The sequence below is a fragment of the Luteimonas rhizosphaerae genome (genome assembly GCF_002849595.1).
GTDB lineage: Bacteria > Pseudomonadota > Gammaproteobacteria > Xanthomonadales > Xanthomonadaceae > Luteimonas > Luteimonas cellulosilyticus.
In genome coordinates this window covers 56604-75784 of record NZ_NRQR01000028.1, presented here as the reverse complement: position 1 = coordinate 75784, position 19181 = coordinate 56604, and the positions used below count along the sequence as shown (strand labels likewise).

Genomic DNA, 19181 nt, shown 5'->3' with positions numbered 1-19181 from the left:
GAGGACGCCGAACGCGAAGCCGATACAGAGCAGCGTTCCGGGATGCGCGATGGCGAGCCAGTACGGCATGGCGTTACTTGAGCCCGAGCTGCGAGAACGGGATCAAGCGAATACGACGCGCGACGCGGAGGCTGTCGAAATCGCCGACGTCGAGAGCTTCGCAGGACAGCAGATACTTGCCGGGCGGAAAGGGGTCCTGGCCTTCCTGCAGGTTGATGGTGAACGGCTCCGGGAAGTCGCGATCCGGCTTGACGATGGCTGCGCGCTGCTCGTTGAAGATCATCGAAGTACCGTCTTTCTTCTTGACGGTGCGCGGCGCTGCGCGACCGTTGACGATGACCAGATGCGGGATATCGGCGTTGATGCTGGCGACAGCGGTGGACGGTGATGCGGGTGCGGCTACGGTGCTCATAGAGCCTCCAATTTCCATGCGATGACCCGGCCCTTTAGGAAGAAAACGCGCCACGGTGAGGGCCAGAAATCACCAGTGAGCTTGTTGGCGTAACCGCCTTGAACCTTGCGGATGTCGGCATCCGGGCCGAGGGCTTCGCGCGCATCGCTGGGGGACTTCCACCAGCGAAGTTCACGCTTGCTTTCATCGCTCAATCCGCCGATGGCGTGCGTGCGAAATCCCTTGGGGAAATGCTCTGCACACGCAGCGGTGAATTTGCTCGCGTACTTCGCGAGATAGCCCACAGCGTTGCGGGCCTTTTCGATCTTCGTTGAGCCGTGAGGCCACCAGCCTTTGCGGTCGGCCTTCGGAATGAACATCCCGCGCGGGATGAAAATCAGGACGTGGTAGTGCGGTCGCAGTCGCTGGGTGAGTTCACCGACCCAGAGGTAACGGAAGCGCGGACGGTTAGCCCGGAATTTAAGTCTTGCAGCGCGATCGAAGAAGCCCCGGACTCGCTTAAGAAACTCGCTAATGTCGCGAGGGCTTGCACTGCCATCTGTTGCGTAGGTCGTGGTGAGCATGTACCACGCGCCCCGCGTGCTGCCCTTCGTGGCTTCTTGGTCATGGAGTCTGGCGCCCGTGATGATTGACTTCTTCAACCGCATGGCCCTGATGCGGTTCTGGTCGAGTTCGATTGAGATGCGCGACGCGCTTCGCGTGTCACTTGTTGAAGAATGGACAAGCCCAAGGCCGGCCGCTTCGCGGCCAGCCTTCGACGCGAACGGAAGGAAGGTCGCCAGGGACGCAGAAGCGTCCGCAGTGCGACGTGCGCGAGCCGCGCACATGACATCGGCGGTAAGTGCGCCGATCAACGGAGACTCCGCGCGTAGCGGGAAGCCGAGAGAACGAAATTAAGCCCTGAGATGATCGCGACGAATGCCGACCACACGTAGAGGCTCGGATCATCGGTCGCAACGAACATCTGCAGCACGGCAAGCTGCAAGACGACCACCCAGAGAATGACGCGGCTCACGCGCGCACCGCCGCGAGTTCGCATGCGATGTAGATGCCGCGCCACTCGATGGCTTCATCGCGACGAGCTTCGAACAGATCGTGCTGCGCGGCTGGAATGATGGCGCTCGCTGCGAGCGCCTCGACGTACCGTTCGAAGGCGGCGTCGGCCGCAGCTTCGATGACGTGCTGCATGGTCATGGATGTATCCCCTCCCCGGCCCCGGAAGCCCCGCCGCCGGTCCGGGGGAGGCCGGACGGCGGGTGCATCACTTCGTGAATGATGCGCGGCAATATAAACTCAGGAATGACACCACTGTCAATTGGAAAGTGATATGCAGACGCTAAATAAATTGCTTGACACGGCGCGAAAAACGTGCGACCGCGACAGCGACAGGGCATTAGCTCAAGCGTTGAAGGTGACCGGGCAGACGGTCATGCAGTGGCGCAAAGGCGTGAACCGAATCACGGACGAACACCTGATAAAGGTGATCGACATGGCGCAGGCAGACCCCGCTCTGATCGTGCTTGTGCGACAGGAAGGCGCAGAGGCGAAGGCGGAACGGAAGGCGTGGGGCGCACTGTGGGACAGACTGTCCCCGGTCACTACGGTGATCGGGGTGTGCTGTCTGGCGGTCGGCCTAAGCGCTCGAGCGTCGGAAGCTAAACCGCTTGAAATTCAGCAGTTTGCGGGCGCGGAGTCGGGCCGAATGTACATTATGTAATTTAAGATTGGCAGCTCAGCGTTATATGTAATGTTATTACATGATAGAGTGCGCGCCCATTTCTCAGGGCCGCTTCTGATGCCAAACGCTGGATCCGTCCTCGATATCCGAGCACTTCATGTCGCGTTCTCCGGCAAGCCCGTGCTCTCCGGCCTCGATCTGCGGATCGACAACGGACAGATCTATGCGCTGCTGGGTGGCAATGGCGCCGGCAAGTCATCAACGCTCAACGTCGTGCTCGGATTCCTGAAGCCGGATAGCGGCCAGGTCCATGTCGCCGGCATGACGCCTTGGCAGACACCGGATCGCACCCGCGCCCAGGTGGCTTACCTGCCGGAAAATGTCGCGCTTTACGACCATCTGACGGCCTTCGAGAACGTCGACTATCTGTTGTCGCTGGCCGGCCGGGACCACGACGCGACATCGATCCACGAGGCGCTGCGTGCGGCCGGGCTGCAGGAAGCGGCGTGGAGTCAGCGCGTGAGCGGGTTTTCGAAAGGCATGCGGCAGAAGGTCGCCATCGCGATCGCACTGATGCGGGACGTCCCACTGCTGCTGCTCGATGAGCCCACCTCGGGTCTGGACCCGGGCGCGAGCGCGGATTTCCATGGTCTGCTGGAAGCGGTGCGCGCGCGAGGCACGTCCGTGCTGATGGTGACCCACGACCTCATGGGGGCCGTGGAGGTTGCCGACCGGATCGGCGTGCTCGAGCACGGCCGGATCGTGCATGAGTCTGATCGCGCCGATTTCGATCTCGCGTCACTGCACGCGCATTTCTCGGGCCGGACGCGCCTGGCATGAGTGCATTCGTTCCGGTGATGCGCAACGAACTGCGCGCGATGGCGCGCAACCGCACCGCACTGGCAGGCATCGCGTTGCTTGCGATGCTGTCGCTTGTCGCGACCGTAGTGTCCCTGCACCACATGGACAGCGCCGCGGACCACCGCGCGCGGCAGCAGGCAGCCGCACAGGATGCCTTCAACGCGCAGCCCGACCGGCACCCGCATCGCGTCGTGCACTACGGCCATTTTGTCTACCGCCTGCCAAGCGCATTGGCCGCTTTCGACGCGGGCGTCGACCCGTTCACCGGTAGCAGCATGTTCCTCGAAGGTCACCGCCAGAACACCGCCAACTTCGGCGATGTCATGCAAGGCTCGATCCTCACCCGCTTCGGTCAACTGACACCTGCGTTCGTCCTTCAGATACTCGCCCCCCTCGTCCTGGTCTTCCTGGGACATGGTCTGCTGGCGGCCGAACGGGAGCGCGGGACGCTGCGGCAGTTGATGCTGCAAGGCGCGTCGCGCGCTTCGATCCTCGGCGGCAAGCTCGCCGCGTTGTTCGCGGTGGCCGCAATGTTCATGCTGCCGGCGTGGGTGGGACTGGCGATGATGGCAACCAAGCCCGGCGCATCTCTCGGCGTCACGCTGTTGCTCGTGCTCGCCTACGGACTGTACATGGCGTTGTGGTGCGCGCTGATCGCCTCGATATCGGCGCTGCTCGCCCGTCGTCGGGATGCGCTGCTCGCCCTGGTCGGCATCTGGGCCGTGTCCGCCCTCCTCGTCCCACGCATCGCGCCCGACCTCGCACACGCGGCGTATCCGTTGCCCGATCGTCTGCAGACCGATGTCGGTATCGGACGCGATCTCCGCGCGATCGGCGACAGCCACGATCCGAACGATCCCTACTTCGCCCAGTTCCGACAGAGCGTGCTCGACCGCTATGGTGTGGCGCGTATCGAAGATCTGCCGGTGAACTACAAAGGGCTGGTCGCAGTGGAAGGCGAACGGTTGACGTCGGGCCTGTTCGACCGGTACGCCGCCCGCAGCGCGCAGATCCAGCACCAACAGAACACGCTCGTGGCCTGGGCCTCGGTGTTGAGCCCATCGATTGCGTTGCGTCAGGTATCGATGGCCGCCTCGGCCACCGATCTGGCCGCACATCTGCGCTTTCTCGAGCAGGCGGAAGCGCATCGCTACCGGCTGGTGCAGCAACTCAACCAGCTGCAGGCGGACGGCGTGTCCTTCGCCGACGACACGGCGCAGGACGTCGGGGCCGACCGGCGCAAGCGCGTCGATCATCATCACTGGCAGGAGATCCCGCCCTTCGTGTTCGAGCCGGCATCTTCACCTACGTTGCTCGTGGCTATGGCACCCGGCGTGTGGGTGTTGCTTGGCTGGCTGATCGCAACCCTGTTGTTGCTCGGGTGGGCCGGTCGCCGATTGGGAGCAGCGCGATGAGCACGTGGCGATACGAATGGCGGCTGCTGCTACGTGCGCCTATTGCGGTTGTGGGATTGGCGTTGCTGACCCTACTCGCGATTGCAAGTCTCTTGTCCGGGGCGCAGCGCATCGATAGTCAACGCGATGCGATCGCGAGGATCGCATCCCTGCAGGCGACCGACCTGGCCGCAGTCGCGGCCGGTCATGGTGACTCCACGGACGCCGGCCGCGCGGCGTACTACACGTTTCACCCCACTTGGAATCCGCCCTCGCCGCTTGCGTTCGCGGCCGTGGGGATGCGCGACGTTGCGCCGTTCGTGCTGCGGATCCGGGCATTGGGACTTGAAGCCCAGATCCACGATGGCGACACGTTCAATCCGGAACTGGCACTGGCCGGCCGCTTCGACTACGCCTTCCTGCTGACGTTCCTGCTGCCCGTGTTCGTCATCGTGCTGTTCCACGATCTCCGGTCGAGCGAGACCGAATCCGGTCGCGAACGCGTGTTGCGCAGTCTGCCGATGCGGATGGGCGGACTCTACCTCCGGCGTTCCCTGCTCCGCGCCCTCGCCCTGCTGGCGGCGGTCGGTCTGCCATTCATCATGGTCGCGTGGTGGCAGGGCGTGCCTGCGCTGCACTTCGTCAGCGTCATCGGACTGGCCGCGGCTTACCTTGCATTCTGGATCGGCGTCTCTCTGCTACTCGCGCGGCGCGGATGGGGCTCGACGACCAACGCCGCGACGCTCGCCACGATCTGGGTCACGATCGCACTGGTGCTTCCCGCGCTCGCCCATGTGGCCATCGAACGTGCGATTCCGGTCGACCAGGGCGCGGAGATCGCGCGCGCGCAGCGCGAAGCGGTGAACCGCGCATGGGACATCCCGCGTGAGGACACCATGCGCCGCTTCTACACGCGCTATCCCGAGTGGAGCGATTCCGCGCCGCTCGGCACGGCCTTCCACTACAAGTGGTATCTGGCCTTCCACCAGAACGGTGACGACGATGTCGCGGCCATGTCGCAGGCCTACCGCGATGGGATCGAGCAGCGATCGCACGTGGCCTCGACGCTCGGCTGGCTGCTGCCACCTGTTGGCCTGCAGTCGGCGCTGACGCGTCTGGCAGACACCGACATGCAGGCGCATCTCGCCTACCAGGACCGGATCCGCGACTACCACGCGGCACTGCGTCGCCACTACTACGGCTACCTGTTCCGGGACCGCCCGTTCCACACATCGGACTACGCGGATACCCCCGATTTCCAGCCGTAAGGGTGCCCTGCCCCTTCCTTCACCAACACCGGCGCCTGGCGTCGGCATTCATCAGGTCTTCGATCGTCCATGACACCCCGTCGTCTCAGCCTCGCCCTGCTCACTGTTCTCTCCGCCGGCAACGTCAATGCTCAGCCGCCCGGCGTCACGACCTCGATGGGGACCGTGCACGTGCACCAGGCCCGTGGCCAACTCACCGCCCACGAGGTCCTTACGTCGGTCGACGTGCTCGGCGCCGAGCAGATTGCGGACCAGAACGTCGGCCAGAGCTGGGAACTGCTCGGGCAGATGCCGGGCGTCCAGCTCACCGAAACACGTCAGGGCGCCGAATCGGGCAAGGTCAGCTTCCGCGCGTTCAACGGCGAGGGCTATCTCAATGCCATCAAGACGCTGATCGACGGCATCCCCAGCAACGTCAACAGCGGCAACCAGCGTTTCATCGACATGCTGTTCCCGCTGGAGATCGACTACATCGAGGTCGTGCGCGGCACCAACGATCCGCGTTACGGCCTGCACAACATCGGCGGCAACATCAATTTCGGCACGCGCCAGGGCGGCACGTACACCGACGCGCGCCTGGGCTACGGCAGCTTCGACACGCGCCAGGCGCAGGTGGCGATCGGCCGCGAATCGGGCGGGTTCTCGCAGAACTACTTCGTCGGTGTCCAGACCTCGGACGGCTATCGCGACCACGACACCTCTGGGAAGGTATCGATCGGCGGCAAGTGGTTCTACGGCGCGCTCGACGATGGCATGCAGATCGGACTGACCGCCCGCGCCTATCGGCACGAGGCCGACGAGCCCGGCTTCATGACCGCCGAGGAACTCGCGACGGACCGGCGCAGCTCCGCGCGTCGCAACGCCAACGACGGCGACGACCGCGACATGCGCCAGATCGGCGTGCACATGGACCTCAAGCTCGCGGACAGCCTCGTTTTCGGGACCAAGCTCTACTACAACCGCTACGAGGACGACCGCCGCGTCACCTTCAGCGACCTGCCCACCGGCAACGCGCCCCGTCAACGCCGCATCTGGGACGAGAAGCAGACCGGCATGCTCGCCACGTTGACCTGGGTCGCCAGCGACACGCTCACGCTCGAGAGCGGCGCCAACTACGAGCAGCAGCACAACGGCTATGTCCGCGAGCGTTTCAACTACGTCGAGCCCACCGATTTCGACGCGCCTCCGGCCCGCGTGCAGAACGACGACTTCCACACCTTCGACAACGTCGGTGCGTACGTGCAGGCGATCTACCAGCCGAACGATGCGCTGAAGATCGTGCCGGCCTACCGCGTGGACCGCTTCGATGGCGCCACGCGACTACCGGGCGGCGTGCGTGCGCCGTTGCAGGACTACGGCACCATCGGCCAGCCCAAGCTCAGCGTGGTCTATGCGCTGTCGCCCGACACGAATGTCTACGCGAACTGGGGACGCACCTTCCAGGTACTGACCGGCTCCACAGCGCCGGCCTATCTCACCGCGGGCCAGGCCGCGATCCGCCCGTCCACCAATACCGGCATGGAAGCGGGTCTGCGATTCAGTCCGTCCGCCAAAACCCAGGCGCGTCTCGCGGTGTGGCAGCAGGATGCGGAGAACGAGGTCTCCAACATGCCGGCCACCGGCACAACCGTGGTGCTGGGCGAGACCCGTCGCCGCGGCGTGGATGCGCAGATCGACGCGCGACTGGGAGAGAAGTGGACGGTGTGGGCCTCGCATGCGTATCAGGATGCGAAGATCGAACGCGACGACCGCACTGCCGACCTGTCGATCGAAGGCAACGAAGTCGCCGCCACGCCGCGCACCATCAGCAACCTCGGGCTGGACTACCGGGCGACCGATGCCCTCGAGTTCGGCCTGCAGGCGCGCGCGCAGGGCGACTACTACCTCGAAGAGCAGAACCTCACCGGCAAGTTCGGTGATTTCGCGGTCGTGGATCTCAGCGCGAAGTACGCGATCAATCCGCGACTGCGCGTGGACCTGCAGGTCAAGAACGCGACCGGCCGCGAGTACGTGTACGCGTGGTACGACAGCTTCTTCCAGGACACCGCGCAACCGATGTTCTCGCCGTCGGCGGGACGTGCGTTCTACGTCAGCTTCAACCTCAAGCTCTGATCGCCCTGCGTCCGGCGCGCCTCTGGCGCGCCGTGTTCGCACACGCAGGAGGCGCAAGCCACCGAGGTGCAACTGCGCGCGCGATGCACCGTCGTAGGCGCGCCCTCGGGTGCGAATACCGTCTGCCGTTCGTGATCAGTTGCGCCTGGGGCGCGCCTGCAGTGCACCGCCGGTTCGGACTTCCGCAGCCAGGCAGCGCGAGACAAACGTCCGCGCCGCATGATCTCGCGAGACCACGCATCTACCCGCGTATCGGCATCGGGACGCGAGACACCCACGCCGCGGAGGTCGACGAACCGACCTCCGCGCTCGCGGTACAGGAGACCAGATGCAGGATCAGAACGCGTAGCGCACGCCGATCACCATGCTGCGTCCCCGCAGCGGCGACTGGTCCTTCACGAACGAGGTATGCACATACGCCGTTTCGTTGAGCAGGTTCGTGCCGCGCAGATAGAACTCGGCGGACTGGCGCGGCGTCAGGTCCAGCCGGTACGCGACGGTGCCGTTGAGCATGTCGTAACCGTCCGTCCGTGTTTCATATGTGGCGATGCGCGCCTGCGAGAACGTGTGGTAGTACTCGGCATCCGCCGAGAACGGGCCGCTCGACCACGCGTGTCGCACGCCCAGCCGGCCCGGCGGAATACGCGGCAGGTTGTCGTCCTCGCTCTCCAGTGTGCCCCGCACGTAATCACCGAACAGCGTCAGCCGGTGCTCAGGGTCGAGCTGGACGCTGACCTGTCCGTCGGCGCCGCTGAAGGTCGCGTCGGCCGCGGTATACAGCAGGAAGTTGTGCGGCACACCGGTCGCGTGTTCGGTTTCGACCAGACGCGCGAACACGTAGTCCTCGACATCCTGGTGGAACAGCCCCAGCTCGAACTCGACCGCACCGCCGGTCCTGCGGAAGGTCAGATCCGCCGAACGCGTCGTCTCGAGCACATCTGTGCGGCTCGCAGGAAACGTCGGCGACGCGCTACGCGAGCGGGCCAGTCCGACCTCGTAGCTGTTGGCTGCGAGATTGTTGCCGTAGGCATACAGCTCGCGAACGCTCGGCGCGCGTTGCGTGCGTCCGAGCGACAGCGCGGCCGAGTAGCCGTCGCGGAGGTTCCAGTTCGCGCCGATCGATGCGGACAGCGGGTTCACCCTGGATCCCGGGTTGCGGGTCGCGAAGCTGCCCACGACCTCCTCCTCGATGACCTGTTCCCAGTCGGGTCCGTACCAGCCTTCGAACAGTTCCCGGTACTGCGCGTCGAGGGTGTGTTTGAACGCAGGCGTCGGGATGCTGATCTCGCGCCAGTCCTTGCGTACGGCGATATCCACGTCGACAGCGCCCAGTGAGCGGCGCTCGCTCAGGAAGACGCCGATATTCCGGGTTTCGTGGAAGTACGGTGGCACCAGTCCGTAGCCGTTTTCGGCGAACGGCACATGCAGGTTGTTGACGTTGAGACCGCTGAACGTGCCATCGGTGTACTGCACGCCCAGGATGCCGCTGAAGCCCAGAAGCGGCGCGTGCGTCAGTTCGATCCGGCCGTCCTCGACATCGTTGGTGTAGCGGTTGAACAGCGCGGGCCCGTCGATCTCGTCGTGGTGATACTCGGTGGACGACAGACGCAGGCGGATATGATCGAAACCGGGCAGCGGATCGTCGAAATCACCACGTACATCAGTGCGCTCGCTGCGCAGCCGGATGAAAGCCGTGTGGTCATCGGATGAGCCGAATGGATCCTCGTACTCGCCATGCGCTTCGCAATGCAGATCGATGCCATGCGTGTGGCAAACGCCGTTGGCATGCGAATGCCCCGGCAGACCGTATTCGCTTTCCTGACGCGTGTGCGCGGCGCCGATATAGCCCTTGTCGGTGATCCACGAGGCACCGAAGGACGCCGTTGTGCCTTCCGCGAACGAATCCCGGAGCTGCCCGCCGGGAATGTCATAGTCGTCGCTGTGGTGACGGGCCACTTCCGCGTGAAGCGCGACCTGCCCCAGACCCGCCGTGACGCGCCCCACGCCGGTGTTGTTCTGGTCGCCGGAACCGAAGCGCACCTCGGCGCCACCGCTGACGCCGTGCTCGGGCAGCTGTTTGGGCACGCGACTGTCGATGAGATTCACCGCGCCGTTCATTGCATTGCCGCCGTAGATGACGGCGGCCGGTCCCCGGATGATCTCGATCGCGTCCAGCAACATCGGATCGGTGGCGATCGCGTGATCCGGCGACACCGACGCAGCGTCGAAGACATTGGCGCCGTCGGACAGGATCTCGATGCGCGGCAACGTCTGCCCGCGGATCACCGGGCGCGAGGCACCGCCGCCGAAGTTGTCCAGATGCACGCCGGGCAGACCTGCGAGCGTTTCGCCCAGCCCGCCCTGTCGTCGATGGGCCAGCGCGGCGCCGCTGAGGACCTGCATCGGCAGAAAGGGCCGCGCAGGCTCGGGGGTGCGCGCCCCGGTGACGACGAGTCTGTCGAGCTCGACCGGACTGCGGACGGCGTCCTCGGCGAGCGAAGCGGTCGGCGCGAGCAGCAGGCCAGCGATAGCGGCGGAAAGAACACGGGTTTGCATTTTCGGTCTCGTGAAATTGTCGGGAGTTAGATGAGCAGGGTTCTTATCGGCATGGACTACAGGAGGACGGCGACGACGCTGCCGCCTCTCCCGCAGGCCGCTTGGCGCTTCTCAGGGAGGGAGACGGCGCTGCGTTCGCCGCCGGCAGCTCCTCGGTGCGACGCATCGTGTTCTTGCGTTCCTGCCGCGCACGCGGTGCCGATGTCCGCTCCGCAGCGGACGAACCGTGGTGACAAGGAGGGACACGCAGTCGCGTCGGCCAGGGCCGACCCGAACGCCAAATCGCGAACGCCGCAATAATGAGATGTTATAACATCTTTAATTGGGCTGCCAAGAACGACAGTTGCGGCGCGTGGTGCGTTTCTTATCGCGTCGTGCCCAGGCCTTGCGTGGCAATCGCCGTGTGCATCTCGTCCTGCACGTTCAATGCTCACGTGGCGCGAGCCCCGCCCGCACTCGATGGTCGCGATACCGTCCTCCCGGCGCGCAGCTGATTGCAATGCAGCGCTTTGGGCACATCGCGAGCGGTTCAGCACATCGCAGACGCATCGATGCGCGCACCGAATTCGCACCCGCTACCGGTGATTGCACGCCGCCGAGACCCGGTCGTTGAGCGCGCGCAGCTGGTCGTAGGTGCGCTTGAGGCCCAGACGTCTGAGTTCCGCCTCGCGTCGGTCGCGTGCGGCCTCGCATCTTGCGTGCCGGTCCGGCGCCCGGGTCCGGGCGCGTTGACGCACGGTCGATGCGGCGTGTGCGCCCTGACGATGGGCACGAGGACGAGTGGCGCGGGTGCCGCCAGGCGGTTCGGCAGCCGCCGTTGGCACCGGATTCGCGCTCGGGCCGGCGAGCGCTTCGCCATCCCAGACCTGCAGCGCGTCGCCTGCCTCGCACGGTCGGGACTGGTAGGCGTGCCCACCCGTTGCCTGGCTGCACTTGTAGATCTGCTGCGCGAACGCAGGCGGCCCGCACAACAACAAGACCGCGAGCCAGATGCGCATACCGGGAATCCGATCACCAGAGACCGATGCAGGATTCCGGGGGCGCGTCCGCGTCGCCATCGGGACAGGGCGTCGCCTGGTATCGGGTTTTTGCTATGGAATCTGGCGCGGAACCGGCGTCCGCTCAGTGCTGGTCGCCCGTGTCGTCTTCCGCAGTCCGGATCGCCGCCGCGCGTGCGGCGCGGATCCGGTCGAGCTTGTCCTTGAGCTTGATTTCCATGCCCCGCGCGACGGGTTCGTAATACACGCGCTCGCCCATGGCATCCGGGAAGCCGGTCTGGTCGAGCGCAATACCGCCTTCGACTTCGTGGTCGTACTGGTAACCGGTGCCGTACCCGAGTTCCTTCATCAGCTTGGTCGGCGCATTGCGGATGTGCAGCGGCACGTCCTGCGTGCCGTATTCGCGCACGTCGCGCTTGGCCTGGTTGAAGGCCATGTAGGCGGCATTGGATTTGGCGGTGCTGGCCAGATAAATCACCAGCTGCGCCAGCGCCAGGTCGCCTTCGGGACTGCCGAGACGATCGAAGGTGTCCCAGGCATCGATCGCCATCTGCAAGGCGCGCGGATCGGCCAGACCGACATCCTCCACCGCCATGCGTGTCATGCGCCGAGCGAGATAACCCGGATCGCAACCACCATCGAGCATCCGCGTCAGCCAGTACAACGCGGCATCGGGGTTCGAGCTGCGCACGCATTTGTGCAGCGCCGAGATCTGGTCGTAGAACTGCTCGCCGCCCTTGTCGAAGCGGCGCGTGCGGTCGGCCAGCACCTGCTCGATGGTGGTGGCCGTGACCTCCCCGCCCTCGCCCGCCAGTTCGGCGGCGATCTCCAGAAGCGTCAGCGCCCGGCGCACGTCGCCATCGGCGGCAACCGCGATCAGCCGCAGCAGATCGTCGGCAATCCGCAGGCCGCGATCGCCAAGACCGCGCTCGGCATCGGCCAGTGCGCGCTGCAACGATTCGAGGATGTCGTCGGGCGACACCGATTCCATCACGAATGCGGAGTTGAGTTCGAAGGCCGGGTTCTCGGTGGTCGCGCCGACGAAGACGATCGTGCCGCGTTCGATATGCGGCAGGAACGCGTCCTGCTGGGTCTTGTTGAAGCGGTGTACCTCGTCGACGAACAGCACGGTGCGCCGACCGCCATCGAACCGGTGCGCGGCTTCTGCCAGCACCTGGCGCACCTCCGGCAGGCCGGACAGCACCGCCGAGATCGCCTTGAATTCGGCGTCCGCGTAATGCGCCAGCAGCAGCGCCAACGTGGTCTTGCCGCAGCCCGGCGGCCCCCACAGCACCATCGAATGGATCTTGCCGGCCTCGACGGCCGTGCGCAGCGCCGTGCCTTCGGTCAGCAGGCGGCGCTGGCCGACCATTTCGTCGAGCGTCGCCGGGCGCATGCGCTCGGCCAGCGGTCGCATGGCACTGCGGTCGACCTGCAGCAGGTCGCCGCCGTCGGCGCGGGATGGGCGGGAACGGGGCACGCGATTAACCTGTGGGCCGTGGACTGCAACGGAATGCCGGTATGACGATATTGCGCCAGAGTGACGTGATCACAACCACACGGCGGTCTCTGGCCCGGCTCGCAGGCGGTCTGTGCGTGCTCGCTGCGTCGTGGACGGCGACCGCGAACTGGCGCAGCGACGCGCTGCACACCTTGGTCCGCGAAGGCGGCGATCATCGTCTCGTGATCCTCGGCGAAATGCACGGCACGCGGGAGGTGCCGCTGCTGGCTGGCGATCTGGTGGAACACTGGAGCACGGCGTCGCCTGTCCTGCTCGCGCTGGAGATTCCCGCGGGCGAGCATCCGGCACTGCGCGACACGGTCGCGGGTGGCGCTACCGATGCGCTGATCGACGGTCTGCGACGACGTGCCTGGTGGGCGCTGGCGCCTGCACAGAACGATGGCCGGCGCAGCGAAGACGCGCTGGCGCTGGTGCAACGCGTCGGCGCCCTGCGTCGCGCCGGACGCGACGTCGCGATCCTGCCGTTCGATCCACGCGACCGGCGCTGCGTCGAACTCGACAACTGTGACGCGGCGATGGCCCACGTCATCCGACGCGCCCATGCCGCATTGGCAGGTGGGCGCGTCGTGGTGATCACCGGCAACGTGCACGCCATGCGCCAGCGTCCGCGCAACGCCCCTGCCCTGTTTCCGCAGCGGCCGATGGCCGCGCATCTGCGTGACCTCGCACCCGTCTCGATCGAGATCTCGGCGGCGCACGGTGCGTTCTGGGCCTGTGTCGACGAGGCGCCCTGCGGCGCAGTGACGGCGGAGACCTTGCCACGCGAGGGTGGACGGCAGTCCGACGATGCGCCGTTCGACTATCGACTCGTGCTGCCGGTCTTCACGCCGATCCGGCAGGTGGGCGCGCCGGAGCGCTCACTTTCAACGTAAGCGGCCACCCGAAGGCGGCCGCCCGATGGAGAGTTCTCGCGTGTCCCGCGACGCCCAGAAGGCGACTGCTTACTCTTCGCCGACCACATCCACACCGGCCGGCGGCGTGTACCGGAATGTGTCCGCAGGGAACGTCGGGTTGCGACGCCAATCGGTGAACGTGATCACCGTGCGCTGACCCAGCGCATCGAGGATTTCCATCCGCGCCAGGCCGCCGGCGTTCGAGAAGCCGAGGCGCGCGTCCTGGAACGCAGCGTTCTCCGCCTGCTTCGGCTTGAGCTCCAGCCAGCCCAGGCCATTCGCGGTGCCCGCCTCCTCGACGATGAAATCGCGATCCAGTCGCGACGGGTCGATCAGCGCGGCGAGCGGGCTGTCCTGCTCTTCGCTGCCCTGCGAGCGACGCGTGACCTGCTGCAGGTCGGGATCGAAGACCCACACGGTGCGGCCGTCAGCCACGATCAGCTGCGGATACGGCTTGACGTACTCCCAGCGGAACAGGCGCGGCGCCGACAGCGCAACACTGCCGCTCGAGGTCTCCCGCACGCGGCCGTTGGGATCGGTCACCTGCTGGGCGAACTGGCCCTGCAGCCCGGTCAGGCCGCGCGTGAACCGGTCCAGCTGGTCGCGGGTGCCTGCGGCGTGGGCGGCGCCGGCGACCAGCACCATCGCAATGGCGAGCCAGCGGGTCTGACGGAGGATCGGGCGCATGCGGAGTCCTTGTGTGCTGTGGCGATGGAAGGCCCGCAGTGTGCGAACGTCATGCTGAATGCGGACGCGACACGCGCAAACCCCGCGATCGCGTCCGGCCCCGACTCAGCGCGGCGGCGGCGGCGGGGCCAGCACGCTGCGGTCGCCGTTGTGCTCGGGCGGGGTCACGACGCCGGCCGCTTCCATCGCTTCCACGAGGCGCGCGGCACGGTTGTAGCCGATCTTCAGGCGACGCTGCACACCGGAAATCGACGCGCGCCGGGTTTCGGTGACGATGCGCACCGCGTCGTCATACAGCGGGTCGCTTTCGTCGCCGCCACCGCCGCCGGTTTCCGGCAGGCCGGTCGCGCCGACCACGGTGCCGTCGCCCATGGTCTGCACTTCGTCGAGCACGCCTTCGATGTAGTCGGCCTTCCCGGTCTGCTTCAGGTGTTCGACGACGCGATGCACTTCCTCGTCGGACACGAACGCACCGTGCACGCGCTCGGGCATCGCCGTGCCCGGCGGCAGGTACAGCATGTCGCCATTGCCGAGCAGCGTTTCCGCGCCGGACTGGTCGAGGATCGTGCGCGAATCGATCTTGGAGCTGACCTGGAACGCGATGCGGGTCGGAATGTTGGCCTTGATCAGGCCGGTGATGACGTCGACCGATGGCCGCTGCGTGGCCAGGATCAAATGGATGCCGGCGGCGCGCGCCTTCTGCGCCAGGCGCGCGATCAGCTCTTCGACCTTCTTGCCGACGATCATCATCATGTCGGCGAATTCGTCGATGAAGATGACGATGTACGGCAGCGGCTCCAGCAGTTCGGCGACGTCGCTGGTCTCGGGATTCGGCCGGAACAGCGGATCCGACATCGGCTGCCCGGCGTCCTGCGCGTCCTTGACCTTCTTGTTGAAGCCCGCGAGATTACGCACGCCGACCGCGCTCATCAGCTTGTACCGGCGTTCCATCTCCGCCACGCACCAGCGCAGGCCGTTGGCGGCCTCCTTCATGTCGGTGACCACCGGCGCCAGCAGGTGCGGGATGCCCTCGTAGACGCTGAGCTCCAGCATCTTCGGGTCGATCATCAGCATGCGCAGCTCTTTCGGGCTGGCCTTGAACAGCAGGCTCAACACCATCGAATTGACGGCGACCGACTTGCCCGAACCGGTCGTGCCGGCGACGAGCAGATGCGGCATCCGCGCGAGGTCGGCCACCGTCGAGCGGCCGCCGATGTCCTTGCCCAGCGCCAGCGTCAGCGGACTGCCGGACTTGTCGTATTCCTTGGAGCGCAGCAGTTCGCTGAGATAGATCATCTCCCGCGTTGTGTTCGGGATTTCCAGGCCGATCACCGACTTGCCGGGAATCACGTCGACCACGCGCACGGACTTCACCGACAGGCCGCGGGCGATATCCTTGTCCAGCGAGCTGATCTGGCTGACCTTGATGCCCGGCGCCGGCTCCATTTCGAACCGCGTGATCACGGGGCCCGGCTGGGCCTCCTTGACCTGCACGTCGATGCGGAAGTCCTTGAGCTTGAACTCGATCTGGCGCGACAGCGTCTCGAGCGTGTCCTCGTCGTAACCCTTGGGCTGCGGCTTCGGATCATCGAGCAGCGACAGCGGCGGCAGGTCCGAGCCGTTGGCGTTGACGCCATGGAACATCGGGATCTGCTGCTCGCGCTTGGCCCGTTCGCTCTTCTCGACGACCGGCGGCGCGGCCGGCGGTTCGATCTTCACGGGGGCACGCTTGGCGCGCAGCTCAGTTTCGATCTTGCGGGCCTCGGTACGCTCCTCGCGATGGACGCGGGCTTCCTTCCATTCGGTCGCCTGCTTGCTGCTGCGACGGAACAGCGCCGGCAGCTGCACCGCCCAGCCACCGATCCGGTCCATCAGCGCGAACCACGACAGGCCGGTCGCCAGCGTCACCGACACCAGGAACAGCGCGAGCAGGAAGAAATTGCCACCGACCGGCCCCACCGTGCCGAACAGCGAATTGCCGATCAGGCGGCCGAGGATTCCGCCGCCGCCCGCCGAGAGATTCTCGACCGCGGGTAATCGCAGATACAGCAGGCCGGTCGCACCGACCAGGAAACCGACGATCCCGACCAGCCGCAGCGCGGGACCGAATTCCGCGCCGTCCTCGCGCTCGCGATCGATGCCGAACAGCGCGATCCACGCGATCGCGCCGAGGATCAGCGGCAGCAGATAGGCCACGAACCCGAACAGGTGCAGCAGCACGTCCGCAATCCACGCGCCCACCGGTCCGCCGACGTTCTGCAGCGGCGAGGTCACGTTGCCGGCATTGGTCCAGCCCGGATCCGTATGCGAATACGTGACCAGGCAGGCCAGCAGGTACAGCAGCAACGGCGCGATCAGGATCAGGGCGATGTCGCGCACCAGACGCTGGCGACGCGGATTCGACGCGGCCCGGGATGCCGGCGGACCGGCATCCTTGGGGGCGCTGCGCTTCTTGGCGCGATCGGAAAGCGGGCGTGCCACCGTGCGTTTTTACCTGAGAAAGATCGGCTAGTGGGTTGATCTTACTTCAAAGTTTCATGCCCTGCAGCGCAGGATGCACAAGCTTGCCGCCTTCGACATTGATGCCGCGCACCAGCGCCTGGTTGTCGCGCCACTGGCCGGAGGCCAGCTTGTTGACCCACGGCAGGATCGCGGCGCAGATCGCCTGCGACGAGGTCTGCGGCACGGCGCCCGGCATGTTGGTCACGCAGAAGTGGGTCACGCCCTCCTCCACGTAGATCGGTTCCTTCCACGTCGTGCCGCGCGACGTCTCGAAGCAGCCGCCCTGGTCGATCGAGATGTCGACGAGCACGCTGCCGTCCTCCATCGACTTGATCATCTCGCGCGTGACGACGTGCGGCGCCACCGCGCCGGTCACCAGCACGGCACCGATCACCAGATCGGCCGAAGCGACTTCGCGCGCGACGACATCGTCGTAGGGATACAGCGCGGTGACGTTGTTGCCCAGACGCATCATCTGTTCCATGCGGTCCTGGCGCTTCTCGAACACCACGACATTGGAACCGCCTGCCGCGGCCAGCGCCGCCGACGCACCGCCGGCCACGCCGGCGCCGAACACCACGACCTTGCCGCGCTCGGTCGACGGCAGGCCGCCGAGCAGCTTGCCCTTGCCGCCCAGCGGCTGGTGCAGGTAATGCGTGCCGACCTGCACCGCGATCTTGCCGGCGATCACCGACATCGGCGCCAGCAACGGCAGGTCGCCGTTGTCGAGCTCGACGGTCTCGAACGCGACGCCGGTCAGGCCGATGTCGAGCAGACGCTTGGTCAGCTCCGGCAGCGGCGCCAGATGCAGATAGCAGAACAGCAGGTGATCCTTGCGCAGCAGCGCGAGGTCGCCCTCGATCGGCTCCTTGACCTTGACGATCAGCTCGCCCTTCTCATAAAGCGCGGCCGCATCCGGCGCGATCTTCACCCCCAGACGGGTGTAGGCCTCGTCGCTGAAGCCCGACTTCAGGCCAGCGCCCTGCTGCACCCACACCTCGTGGCCACGGTTGACCAGATCACCTGCCGCTTCCGGCACCAGGGCCACGCGGCCTTCGAGGGTCTTGGTCTCACTGGGAATACCGATACGCATGTCGCCGACTCCTGCACAAAAAAACGCCGCATTGAGGCGGCGTGTCGCGGATGGATTGTTCCGGCTGGCAGAAGCTGCCGCGCCTTGTTTTGCGGGGACTGCACCGCCAAGCTATGGGCACGCCACGCTGCGATGTCATTGCCCGCGAGTATACATGAGCCCCTCCCCCGTCAGTCCCGTCACGACCCGCCATATTCCCCTGCTGATCCTCGGTTCCGGCCCTGCCGGCTGGACCGCCGCGGTCTACGCCGCACGTGCCAATCTCAAGCCCGTGGTCATCACCGGCATGCAGATGGGCGGCCAGCTGATGACCACGACCGAGGTCGACAACTGGCCGGGCGACGCGCACGGCCTGATGGGTCCGGACCTGATGACGCGCATGCAGGCGCATGCCGAACGCTTCGACACCGAGACCGTGTTCGACCACATCCACACCGCCGATCTGTCGCAGCGTCCGTTCCGCCTGACCGGCGACAGCGGCGCCTACACCGCCGACGCGATCATCATCGCCACCGGCGCGACCGCGAAGTACCTCGGCATTCCGTCCGAGGAGGCGTTCAAGGGCCGCGGCGTGTCCGCATGCGCGACCTGCGACGGTTTCTTCTACAAGGACCAGGATGTGGCCGTGGTCGGCGGCGGCAACACCGCGGTCGAGGAAGCGCTGTACCTCTCCAACATCGCCAAGACCGTCTACCTGGTGCATCGCCGCGACACGCTGCGCGCCGAGAAGATCATGCAGGACAAGCTCGACGCCAAGATCCAGGCCGGCAAGATCGTGCCGGTGTGGCATCACACCGTCGACGAGGTGCTGGGCAACGAGGCCGGGGTGACCGGCCTGCGCCTGAAGTCCGTGCAGGACGACAGCACCCGCGAGATCGCCGTGCACGGTTTCTTCGTCGCGATCGGCCACACGCCCAACACCACGCTGTTCGAAGGCCAGCTGGCGATGAACAACGGCTACCTCGAGATCCGCTCCGGCCTGTCGGGCGGCGCGACCGAGACCTCGGTCCCCGGCGTATTCGCGGCCGGCGACGTCGCCGACCAGCACTATCGTCAGGCGATCACCTCCGCCGGTTTCGGCTGCATGGCCGCGCTCGATGCCGAGCGTTTCCTCGACCAGAAGGGCTGACGCCCGCATGGCGCGCCGCGCCGCCGGCTGCCCGCACGGGGGCCGTCCGGCGTGACCCTGGAACAGCTGCGTCGAT

17 protein-coding genes are annotated in these 19181 nt (G+C 66.1%); 7 read left to right on the top strand and 10 right to left on the bottom strand.

The window, feature by feature from the left end; all coding sequences use genetic code 11:
* Positions 1-73: 73 nt before the first annotated feature.
* From CJ022_RS16135 to CJ022_RS16130, 4 genes are read right to left on the bottom strand one after another with little or no spacing between them, the layout of a single operon-like run.
* The gene (locus CJ022_RS16135; RefSeq protein WP_158238446.1) at positions 74-412 is read right to left on the bottom strand and encodes a single-stranded DNA-binding protein; all 339 of its coding nucleotides are present in this window, start codon (positions 410-412) and stop codon (positions 74-76) included.
* Positions 409-1266 (bottom strand): rolling circle replication-associated protein, encoded by an 858-nt coding sequence (locus CJ022_RS16975; RefSeq protein WP_143704026.1) that lies wholly within the window; start codon positions 1264-1266, stop codon positions 409-411. The genes CJ022_RS16135 and CJ022_RS16975 overlap by 4 nt, the downstream gene beginning before the upstream one ends.
* Complete coding sequence (locus tag CJ022_RS17165; protein WP_158238445.1) at positions 1263-1427, bottom strand: hypothetical protein; 165 nt, start codon at positions 1425-1427, stop codon at positions 1263-1265. The genes CJ022_RS16975 and CJ022_RS17165 overlap by 4 nt, the downstream gene beginning before the upstream one ends.
* Positions 1424-1606, bottom strand: a complete 183-nt coding sequence (locus tag CJ022_RS16130; RefSeq protein ID WP_101927657.1) for a hypothetical protein — start codon at positions 1604-1606, stop codon at positions 1424-1426. Before CJ022_RS16130 ends, CJ022_RS17165 begins: the two co-directional genes overlap by 4 nt.
* A gap of 133 nt (positions 1607-1739) precedes the next feature.
* Between CJ022_RS16130 and CJ022_RS16125 the strand changes: the two genes are divergently transcribed.
* The 5 genes from CJ022_RS16125 (at position 1740) to CJ022_RS16105 (ending at position 7725) form a co-directional block, all read left to right on the top strand.
* On the top strand, positions 1740-2129 hold the full coding sequence (locus CJ022_RS16125) for a DUF3693 domain-containing protein (RefSeq protein ID WP_101927656.1): 390 nt from the start codon (positions 1740-1742) through the stop codon (positions 2127-2129).
* 78 nt (positions 2130-2207) lie between these two features.
* The gene (locus tag CJ022_RS16120; RefSeq protein WP_101927655.1) at positions 2208-2930 is read left to right on the top strand and encodes an ABC transporter ATP-binding protein; all 723 of its coding nucleotides are present in this window, start codon (positions 2208-2210) and stop codon (positions 2928-2930) included.
* Positions 2927-4366, top strand: coding sequence for an ABC transporter permease (locus CJ022_RS16115; protein WP_101927654.1), 1440 nt, complete (start codon positions 2927-2929; stop codon positions 4364-4366). The genes CJ022_RS16120 and CJ022_RS16115 overlap by 4 nt, the downstream gene beginning before the upstream one ends.
* Entirely contained in the window at positions 4363-5613 is a 1251-nt protein-coding gene (locus CJ022_RS16110) for a DUF3526 domain-containing protein (RefSeq protein ID WP_101927653.1), read from the top strand. The genes CJ022_RS16115 and CJ022_RS16110 overlap by 4 nt, the downstream gene beginning before the upstream one ends.
* A gap of 69 nt (positions 5614-5682) precedes the next feature.
* Positions 5683-7725: a TonB-dependent receptor gene (locus CJ022_RS16105; protein ID WP_101927652.1), complete on the top strand. Its 2043-nt coding sequence runs from the start codon at positions 5683-5685 to the stop codon at positions 7723-7725.
* Between the two features lie 336 nt (positions 7726-8061).
* Here CJ022_RS16105 and CJ022_RS16100 read toward each other — a convergent pair whose 3' ends face one another.
* From CJ022_RS16100 to CJ022_RS16095, 3 genes are all read right to left on the bottom strand, one after another.
* A complete protein-coding gene (locus tag CJ022_RS16100) occupies positions 8062-10281 on the bottom strand; it encodes a TonB-dependent receptor domain-containing protein (protein WP_101927651.1) in 2220 nt (739 codons plus the stop codon).
* A 575-nt stretch (positions 10282-10856) separates the two neighbouring features.
* On the bottom strand, positions 10857-11279 hold the full coding sequence (locus CJ022_RS16970; protein WP_143704025.1) for a hypothetical protein: 423 nt from the start codon (positions 11277-11279) through the stop codon (positions 10857-10859).
* A 124-nt stretch (positions 11280-11403) separates the two neighbouring features.
* Complete coding sequence (locus CJ022_RS16095) at positions 11404-12696, bottom strand: replication-associated recombination protein A (RefSeq protein ID WP_101927740.1); 1293 nt, start codon at positions 12694-12696, stop codon at positions 11404-11406.
* Between the two features lie 128 nt (positions 12697-12824).
* Here CJ022_RS16095 and CJ022_RS16090 point away from each other — a divergent pair, with 128 nt between their 5' ends.
* A complete protein-coding gene (locus CJ022_RS16090; protein WP_158238444.1) occupies positions 12825-13673 on the top strand; it encodes a TraB/GumN family protein in 849 nt (282 codons plus the stop codon).
* A 69-nt stretch (positions 13674-13742) separates the two neighbouring features.
* Here the strand turns inward: CJ022_RS16090 and lolA are convergent, their stop codons facing one another.
* From lolA to CJ022_RS16075, 3 genes are all read right to left on the bottom strand, one after another.
* Complete coding sequence (lolA, locus tag CJ022_RS16085; protein ID WP_101927649.1) at positions 13743-14381, bottom strand: outer membrane lipoprotein chaperone LolA; 639 nt, start codon at positions 14379-14381, stop codon at positions 13743-13745.
* 105 nt (positions 14382-14486) lie between these two features.
* Positions 14487-16862: a DNA translocase FtsK gene (locus CJ022_RS16080; protein ID WP_101927648.1), complete on the bottom strand. Its 2376-nt coding sequence runs from the start codon at positions 16860-16862 to the stop codon at positions 14487-14489.
* A 46-nt stretch (positions 16863-16908) separates the two neighbouring features.
* A complete protein-coding gene (locus CJ022_RS16075; RefSeq protein WP_101927647.1) occupies positions 16909-17976 on the bottom strand; it encodes an alanine dehydrogenase in 1068 nt (355 codons plus the stop codon).
* Between the two features lie 154 nt (positions 17977-18130).
* On the opposite strand from CJ022_RS16075, the gene trxB reads away from it, so the two are divergent.
* Complete coding sequence (gene trxB / locus CJ022_RS16070) at positions 18131-19105, top strand: thioredoxin-disulfide reductase (RefSeq protein ID WP_101927646.1); 975 nt, start codon at positions 18131-18133, stop codon at positions 19103-19105.
* Positions 19106-19181: the final 76 nt, after the last annotated feature.